This is a genomic window from Corallococcus llansteffanensis (genome assembly GCF_003612055.1).
Lineage (GTDB): Bacteria > Myxococcota > Myxococcia > Myxococcales > Myxococcaceae > Corallococcus > Corallococcus llansteffanensis.
In genome coordinates this window covers 1-7,908 of record NZ_RAWB01000460.1, presented here as the reverse complement: position 1 = coordinate 7,908, position 7,908 = coordinate 1, and the positions used below count along the sequence as shown (strand labels likewise).

Genomic DNA, 7,908 nt, shown 5'->3' with positions numbered 1-7,908 from the left:
CGTTGGCCCAGTCGATCATCCGCTCCGCCAGCTCCTCCGCGTTGCGGCGCAGGTAGGCGAGCTGCAACAGCTCATCGTCCGTGCGCGCCTGCCCCAGCCGGGCCCGCAGCCCATCCGCGAAGCGCACCACCTGCCCGATGCTGAGCGCGCCCCGGTCCTCCTGCGCCCCCGCGAAGCGCGCCACGTCCGCCTCCACCTCATGCCCCTCCGACAGCAGCGCCTCCACCAGCGCCGCGCGCCCCACCCGGCGCTCGTGCTCCCGCGCCTCCTGGAGCTGCCGCCGCCAGGGCTGCGCCTCCCACCGCGCGCGGGCCGCATCCTCGGGCGCAGGCGGCGCCACGACTTCCCACGGCACGTCCCGCACCCGCATCGACCGCGACTCAATGGCTCGAATCATCAGTGCCCCCTCTCCACCACAGGGTCCATCCGCAGGCATGACCGACATCGAGCCTCCGCTCCGCGAGCTGTCCTCACGGGTAGGGGGCTTTGACAGGAAAAACGCTTTAACCTTTTTTCCTTGAATGCCCCGGAGGGGTGCTTGAGCCGCCACTCCCGGACACCCCAGCGGGTAGGAAAAGCCTTCCTGTCGGCTCACTTTCCGAGATGCGGTCATGGGAGGTCTTGTCGGGACCGGTATTTCCTGGATCACCGGATGTTCAAGCGGGGACAGAGGGCGGCCCCGGGGACGGATGGGCCGGGTGGGAAATCTCCAGCATCGTGCGGAGTCCTGGTCCCCGGGGGCGGGTGTGCGGAGCGCCTCCGGGGACTGTCACTGGTCTCCGGGGGGATGCCATGTCGAACCTGCTCGACCTGCCTCGTCAGGCATTGATGGATTTGCGCTCGCGTATCAGCCACCTGCCGCTCGTGTCCCAGCTCCACCGCCGGCACGCGCCCAACAGCCTCACGCTGTCCAGTCCGTCGCCGCAGGACTCGGTGCTGGCGGATCCCCAGCGCGTGGACACGTGGCACCGCGCGGTGGATCGCTACGTGCGCTCGCACCAGGTGGTGGTGGACGTGGGCGCCGGCACCGGCCTGCGCACCTTCCTGGCCGCGCACCAGCGGCCGCGCAAGCTGTATGCGGTGGACGACTCGCGCCTGCTGGACACGGCGCAGTGGGTGGCCCGGCGCAACGGGCTGGAGAACATCGACTTCGTGCGCGAGCCCACCTGGCACTTCCAGCCGCCGGAGAAGGCGGACGTGCTGCTGCACGAGTTGCTGGGGGATGCGCTGTTCGACGCGGGGCTCGTGCCGCGGATGCTGGACCTGCGCTCGCGGCTGCTCAAGCCGGGGGGCCGCATCCTGCCCAACCGCTTCGAGGTCTTCGTGGAGCCGGTGCAGCTTCGCGAGGAGGCGTGCGTCCCCTTCATCTGGACGCAGCACCTGCCCCACGTGGACTTCCGCTGCCTGCAGTCGCTGCGTGAGGCGATGAGCCCGTCGTACTTCACGCGGCTGGTGCGCTCGTATGAGGTGGACCACCTCTTGTGCGAACCCGAGCCCGCGTTCAGCTTCGACCTGGAGACGATGCGCGCGGACGGGCTGCCCACGCGCGTGCGCTTCCAGCGGCCGGTGGAGGAGGACGGCCGGGTGGACGGCTTCTGCCTGTTCTACAAGGTCGCCTTCGACTCCGAGCTGGACTTCACCGTGTCCCCGCTGCGCGAGCGCAACGCCACGGCGATGACGCTCCTGCGCGTGGAGCCGCGCGAGTTCAGCCGCTACGAGACGCTGGGCTTCGAGCTGGAGCTGCCCAACCCGTCCGACCCCCGCACCTGGCGGTGGCAGTTCACCTGACGGCAGTACGGGGCCCTGGAGTGATGCCCGGTGGACAGGCGTCCTGACGCCGGGTGTCGCAACGGGAGGGACTGCCTAGCCTTGCGGTACGCATGCGCTCGTCCCCGCTCCTCGTCCTGCTCCTCGTCTCCAGCGCCGTGATGCCCGCGGCGGCCCAGGCTCCTCGCACCGTGGCGGGGGTGTGTGGCCGCACCAACTGGGTCTGTGTTTCGGAATGCATCGACGCGGAGTGCGTCGACAAGTGCATGCGCGAGGGGTGTGAGAACTCGCTCAAGCGGCTGAAGTCCTGCACCAGCAAGGCGGCCTGCGCGCCGGACGACTCGAAGTGCGCGGCCACCTCCTGCGGACAGACGTGTGAGCGGGCCTTCGAGCCCGCGCCGAAGAGTCCGGAGAAGACGGTGGAGGACCCGTGCGAGGGCCCCAAGGCGCTCCAGGGCACGGCGGTGCCGGAGGAGCTGGTGGGCACGTGGGTGCTGTCCGCGGCGAGCCTCCCGGACGTCGAGCAGGGGAAGGAGGACCGCCTGGAAGTGCAGCCGCGGTCGGACTACGCGCGGTCGCTGCGGATGACGCCGACGGGGTGCTTCGTGCTGCGCACCAAGCTGGACGACGCGACGCTCGGGCGCGGCAGCACGCTGGATGTGCGCTCCTGGGGCCGGGTGGAGGTGAAGGACAAGAAGCACCTGGCGCTGCGCACGCAGGACGGGCAGGCGGTGGGCCCGGTGTGCGGCAAGGAGCGCGTGGTGCCGCTGGCGAAGGGGAAGTTCAAGGGCGGGGAGTTCACCTATGCCCTGGAGGAAAAGGACTCGCTCATCCTGACGGTGCCGGGTGCCACGCGGCAGACGTTCCAGTTCGAGCGCGAGAAGCCCCAGGCCCCGGAGCCGCCGCCCAAGCCTTGAGCGACGGCCTTGCTCCGACAAGGGCGCACGGGTGAGAAGGACGCCATGGCAGGCCTCGAGCGGATGGCAAGCATGGACGCGGCGTGGCTCCAGATGGAGGAGCCCGCGAATTTGATGATGATCACCGCGGTGCTCTGGTTCGACGGGCCCATGGACCTCGAGCGGCTGCGCGGGGTGGTGCGCGAACGGCTGGTGGAGCGCTATCCGCGCTTCCGGCAGCGCGTGGTGCCGAGGGCGCTGGGCGCGCCGCGCTGGGAGGACGCGGAGGACTTCGACCTGGACGCGCATCTGTCCACGCTGCGCGTGCCGGCCACCGGCGGACGCGCGGCGCTGGAGGCGCTGGTCGGGGACTGGCTGGGCGTCCCGCTGGAGCGCTCTCGGCCCCTGTGGCACCTGCACCTCGTGAAGGGCGCGCCCCAGGGCGACGTGCTCCTGGCGCGCCTGCACCACTGCATCGCGGATGGCATCGCGCTCGCGCGGGTGCTGCTGTCGCTCACGGACGCGGAGGGGGCGGAGGCGAGGGGAGGGGCTGGTGATGCGGCGCGAGAGCGGGAGCCACCCGCGCGCCTGGCCGCGGAGTCGCTGAAGGCCCCCAGGTGGATGCGGATGGCTCGCGGTGCCCGCGGCGCGCTCCGCAAGGGCGTGGAGCTGGTGCAGGAGCCCATCCTCGCGGGTGACCTGGTGCGCGAGGGGGCCCGGGGCGCGGCGGCGCTGGGGAAGCTGCTCGTGCAGCCGCCGGACCCCCGCTCTCCGCTGCGTCGACCGTTGGGGACGCGGAAGCTCGCCGCGTGGTCGGAGCCGGTGGCCCTGGCGCGGGTGAAGGCCGTGGGCCAGACGCTCGGGGGCACGGTGAACGACGTGTTGCTCACGGCGGTCACGGGGGCGCTGCGGCGCTACCTCTCGTCGCTCGAGGCTTCGCTGGAGGACGTGCACGCGATGGTGCCCGTGAACCTGCGGCCCCTGGATGAGCCCATCCCCCGGGAGCTGGGCAACCGCTTCGGCCTGGTGGTCCTGAAGCTCCCCGTGCACCTGGAGGATCCCCGCCGTCGGCTCCGCGAGGTGTCGAAGCGGATGGAGGCCCTCAAGCGCTCTCCCCTGGCGGCGGTGACGCACGGCGCACTGGCCGTGCTGGGACACACGCCGGTCGCGCTGGAGCGGATCGCCGTGGACGTGCTGGGCTCCAAGGCGTCGCTCGTCGCCACCAACGTCCCCGGACCCCGACAACCGGTGTCCCTGGCGGGTGCGCGCCTGGCGGGGCTCACGTTCTGGGTGCCCCAGGCGGGCCAGGTGGGCCTGGGGATCAGCCTCTTCAGCTACGCGGGCCAGGTGACCGTGGGCGTGGCCTCGGATGCGGGGTGCGTGCCCGACCCGGGCGCCATCGTCGCCGCGTTCCAGGAGGAACTGGAGTCCCTGGCCACGACGGCGGCCTGAGCCCTCCCTACAACAGGCCGTGCTCCTCCAGCTTGTTGTAGAGCGTGCGCCGGCTGATGCCGAGCAGCCGCGCCGCCAGCGTGCGGTTGTCCCCCGCGCGCTTGAGCGCATCCACCAGCGCGTCCTTCTCCACGTCCTTGCGCCGCGACTCCAGCGTGCCGGAGTCCGCGGTGGGCGAGGGCGCGGCGACCGGCGGCGGTGCGAGCCCCGGCTGCCGTGACAGCTCGCGCGCCACGTCCGCGCCGGTGAGCGTCGGCCCGTCGGAGAGCACCACCAGCCGCTCGAGGAAGTTCTGGAGCTGGCGCACGTTGCCGGGCCACGGCTGGGCCTGGAGCGCCGCGAGCCCATCCGCGCTCAGCGTGAACGGCGGCCTGCCGTTCGTCTTCGCGTGCACGTCCAGGAAGTGGCGCGAGAGCGGTTCGATGTCCTCCGGCCGCTCGCGCAGGGAGGGCAGCCAGAGCGGCACCACGTTGAGCCGGTAGAAGAGGTCCTCGCGGAAGGTGCCCCGGCGCACCAGGTCCTCCAGCGGCTGATGCGTGGCCGCCACGAACCGCACGTCCACCTTCACCGTCTGCGTGCCGCCCAGCCGTTCGAACTCGCGCTCCTGGAGGACTCGCAGCAACTTCACCTGCACGGCCTGGGACACGTCGCCAATCTCGTCGAGGAACAGCGTGCCGCCGTGCGCCAGCTCCACGCGGCCGGGCTTGCGCGTCGCCGCCCCGGTGAAGGCGCCTTTCTCGTAGCCGAACAGCTCGCTCTCCAGCAGCGTGTCCGGCAGCGCCGCGCAGTGCAGCTTCACGAATGGCCCCGCGCGCCGGGGGCTGCCCTCGTGCACCGCCCGCGCGGCCAGCTCCTTGCCCGTGCCGGACTCGCCCCGCAGCAGCACGGTGGCCGTGCCCAGCGCCGCCTTCGCCAGCAGCGCCTTCACCTCCGACATCGCGCGGCCCGCGCCCACGAACAGCCCGTCCGGCAGCTTGCCGGCGCTTCGCGGCGTCTCCTCCTTCGCGCGCAGCAGCGCCTTGCGCAGCGTGAAGAGCAGCTCCTCCCGGTCGAAGGGCTTGAGCACGAAGTCCGCCGCGCCCGCCCTCATCGCCTCCACCGCGAGCGGCACCGTGCCATGCGCGGTCATCAGGAGCACGGGCACGTCCGGCCAGCCGCGCCCCACCTCCGTGAGCAGCTCCAGGCCGCTCATGCCCGGCATGCGCACGTCGCTCACCACCACGTCGATGGGCTGGCGCGCGAGCAGCGCCAGGGCGTCCTTCGCGCTGGAGGCGGGGTGCGGGGTGAGGCCCGCCTGGGTGAGCAGCGCGCCCAGCACCTTGAGCAGCGCCGGGTCGTCGTCCACCACCAACACGTGGCCCTTCAGTGGTTCGCTCACGCGGCTTCTCCCTCGGAGTGCTGGGACGGCAGGGCAGGGGCCGTCGGCAGGCGCAGGCGGAGGATGGTGCCACGGCCCTCGCTGCTCGTCAGGGACGCCGTGCCGCCGTGGGCCTCCGCCACGCGCCGCACGAAGGCCAGCCCCAGGCCGCTGCCCGTCGCCTTCGTGGTGAAGAAGTCGTCGAAGGCGCGCTCGCGCGTGCGTGCGTCCATGCCGCTGCCGGTGTCCTCCACGCTCACCACCACCGCGCCGCCGTCCTCCTGTGTGCGCACGGTGAGCGTGCCGCCCGTGGGCATCGCCTCGAAGGCGTTGCGCACCAGGTTCTCCAGCGCGTTCGCGAGCAGGTCCTCATCCCCCGCGCACGCGGGCAGGCCCGGGGCGAGCTCCTTCGTCAGCACCACCGCGCCGGGGTTCGCGAAGGCCTGGAGCGACAGCACGCCCTCCACCAGCCGGTTCAGGTCCAGCGGCCGGCGCAGCGGCTCCACGCGCGCGAGCCGCTGGTACGTGCCCGCGACGCGGTCCAGCCGCTCCACCTGCTCCAGCAGCAGGTCCAGGAACTCACCGTGGGCCTCCCACGAGTGGCCGCGCGCGTGCTCTTCCTTGAGGTACTGCGCGGCGCCCTTGAGCGCGGCGATGGGGTTGCGCAGGTCGTGCGCCATCTGCGCGGAGAAGCGCCCCAGCGTGGCCAGTTGCTCCAGCCGCTCGCGCTGCGTGACGAAGCCCGCGACGACCCGCCGCGCCGCCGCCAGCAGCGCGAAGGTGATGGCGGTGGTGCCCACGACGAGCGCGCCGGATTCGGCGGCGAAGACGCGGAAGAGCGCGAGGTACGCGAGCACGCCCACCAGCGCCAGCACCCCCGCGTACACCGCCGCGCTCGTGGCCCGCGCGTCCTTGCCGAAGAGCTGGAAGCGCAGCGACGCGGTGGCCATCACCGGCAGGCCCAGCAGCGTGCCCACGTTGCCCAGCTTCGGCACGGGCAGGGCCATGTCCGCCGCCAGGTCCGTCAGGAGCAGCGCGACCAGCAGCCCCAGGCCCAGCAGCACCAGCCCCGCGCGGGCCTTCTCGTCGGGGGAACCCGCCCGGCGCAGGTGCAGGGCCAGCAGCGTGAAGGCCGCGGCGAGGACGGGCACCGCCACGGCGCTGACCGCGAACCCGAAGTGGAACGTGTTGATGTGCCCTTCGAGCGCGGGCCACCCGATGGCCACGAGCATCGTCAGCGCCAGCAGGCTCATCACCGCGTAGGTGCCGTACATGGCCCAGGCGGAGCGGCGCCTGCGGCCCACGAACGCGAGGATGAAGTGCACCGCGCACGGCAGCGTCATCAGCGCCGCGGCGAAGCCCACCAGCCGCCAGCCCGTGTCGCCCGAGCGCGCGAGCCCGAAGGCGGAGAAGTTCCAGGTGGACAGCGCGATGGACAGCAGCGACAGCGGCAGCGCGAGGGGGCTTCGGCCCACGCGGGCCAGCGCGATGCCGGCGAGGGCGAGCTGCCCCGCGCACGCCAGCAGGCTGACCCACATGGCGCCCGTCATCGCGCGCTCCCGGGTGGGGACCTCAGAGCATGCCCAGACGGCGGGCGTTGGCCGGATCCACCGCCGCGGCCTCCCAGCGTCGCACCGCGGCCTCGCGCTCCGCGTCGGGCGCGTCCGCGTAGTAGCCGAGCGTGTCGTGCAGCGCGCGGCTGAGCTCCTCGATGGACGCCAGCCGCACGTCCAGCTCGCGGTGACGGAGCGCGGCCACCAGCCAGTCCGCGCGGCGGCGGCTGCGGTTCTCCGCCCACCACGACGACCACTGGCGCGGATGCAGGCCCAGCGTGGCGCGCGTCACTTCGCGCAGCGCTTCGGCGGCGGCCTGCGCGCACATCGCGTCGTCGCTGCCGGTGAGGTTGATGAGGCCCTCGATGGCGTCGCGGTCGTGCAGCGTGCCCAGGGCGCGGGCCGCGAGCGAGCGGCGCAGCGCGTCCCGGCTGGTCAGCTCCTGGCGCAGGTCGCGCAGGGACGCATCCAGGCGCGGCAGGTGCTTGAGCGCGGCGGCGGCCACGCGCGCGGCGCTGGAGATGTCCGGCTCCAGGTCGAACAGGCCGCGCAGCACGCCGTCCACCAGCTCCGCGTAGGGCAGGTTGCCCGCGGTGAGCAGCGCGAGGTAGCGCGCGTCCGCGTCGTTCGAGTCCAACAGCGGCGCCAGCGCGACGGCCGCGGGACGGCCCAGCCGCGACAGGGCGGCGGGGATGGGGCCCAGCTCGTCCGCCTCGGGCAGCTCCACCACGGGGAGGCGGCTCCAGGCGGTGGGGCCGGGGAAGTGCTGCGCGAGCACGCGGGCGCTGGCCTCGGGCGAGCGCGCCAGCTCCGCCATCGCGCTGGAGCGCTGCGCGGCGTCCGGACCGGTGAGGCGACGCAGCAGGGGCGCGAAGTCCGGGGG

At 73.0% G+C, this 7,908-nt stretch carries 6 protein-coding genes and 1 pseudogene; 3 read left to right on the top strand and 4 right to left on the bottom strand.

Annotated features, from left to right (window positions below):
- Window positions 1–397: hypothetical protein (locus tag D7V93_RS31915; RefSeq protein WP_208723226.1), on the bottom strand; the 397-nt coding region annotated here is incomplete at its 3' end.
- Between the two features lie 395 nt (window positions 398–792).
- Between D7V93_RS31915 and D7V93_RS31910 the strand changes: the two genes are divergently transcribed.
- The 3 genes from D7V93_RS31910 to D7V93_RS31900 all read left to right on the top strand — a co-directional run bounded on the left by D7V93_RS31910 (window position 793) and on the right by D7V93_RS31900 (window position 4,115).
- Window positions 793–1,788 carry a class I SAM-dependent methyltransferase gene (locus D7V93_RS31910; RefSeq protein ID WP_120646974.1) on the top strand — a complete coding sequence of 332 codons (996 nt, stop codon included), beginning with the start codon at window positions 793–795 and terminating at the stop codon, window positions 1,786–1,788.
- Window positions 1,789–1,880: 92 nt separating this feature from the next.
- On the top strand, window positions 1,881–2,684 hold the full coding sequence (locus tag D7V93_RS31905; RefSeq protein WP_208723225.1) for a hypothetical protein: 804 nt from the start codon (window positions 1,881–1,883) through the stop codon (window positions 2,682–2,684).
- A 45-nt stretch (window positions 2,685–2,729) separates the two neighbouring features.
- Window positions 2,730–4,115, top strand: coding sequence for a WS/DGAT/MGAT family O-acyltransferase (locus tag D7V93_RS31900; protein WP_120646972.1), 1,386 nt, complete (start codon window positions 2,730–2,732; stop codon window positions 4,113–4,115).
- A 7-nt stretch (window positions 4,116–4,122) separates the two neighbouring features.
- Here D7V93_RS31900 and D7V93_RS31895 read toward each other — a convergent pair whose 3' ends face one another.
- The 3 genes and pseudogenes from D7V93_RS31895 to D7V93_RS31885 form a co-directional block, all read right to left on the bottom strand.
- On the bottom strand, window positions 4,123–5,493 hold the full coding sequence (locus D7V93_RS31895; RefSeq protein WP_208723224.1) for a sigma-54-dependent transcriptional regulator: 1,371 nt from the start codon (window positions 5,491–5,493) through the stop codon (window positions 4,123–4,125).
- Window positions 5,490–7,022 carry a sensor histidine kinase gene (locus D7V93_RS31890; RefSeq protein ID WP_120646971.1) on the bottom strand — a complete coding sequence of 511 codons (1,533 nt, stop codon included), beginning with the start codon at window positions 7,020–7,022 and terminating at the stop codon, window positions 5,490–5,492. Before D7V93_RS31890 ends, D7V93_RS31895 begins: the two co-directional genes overlap by 4 nt.
- A gap of 22 nt (window positions 7,023–7,044) precedes the next feature.
- Window positions 7,045–7,908: pseudogene (locus D7V93_RS31885) on the bottom strand (GspE/PulE/PilB domain-containing protein); the annotation flags it as partial.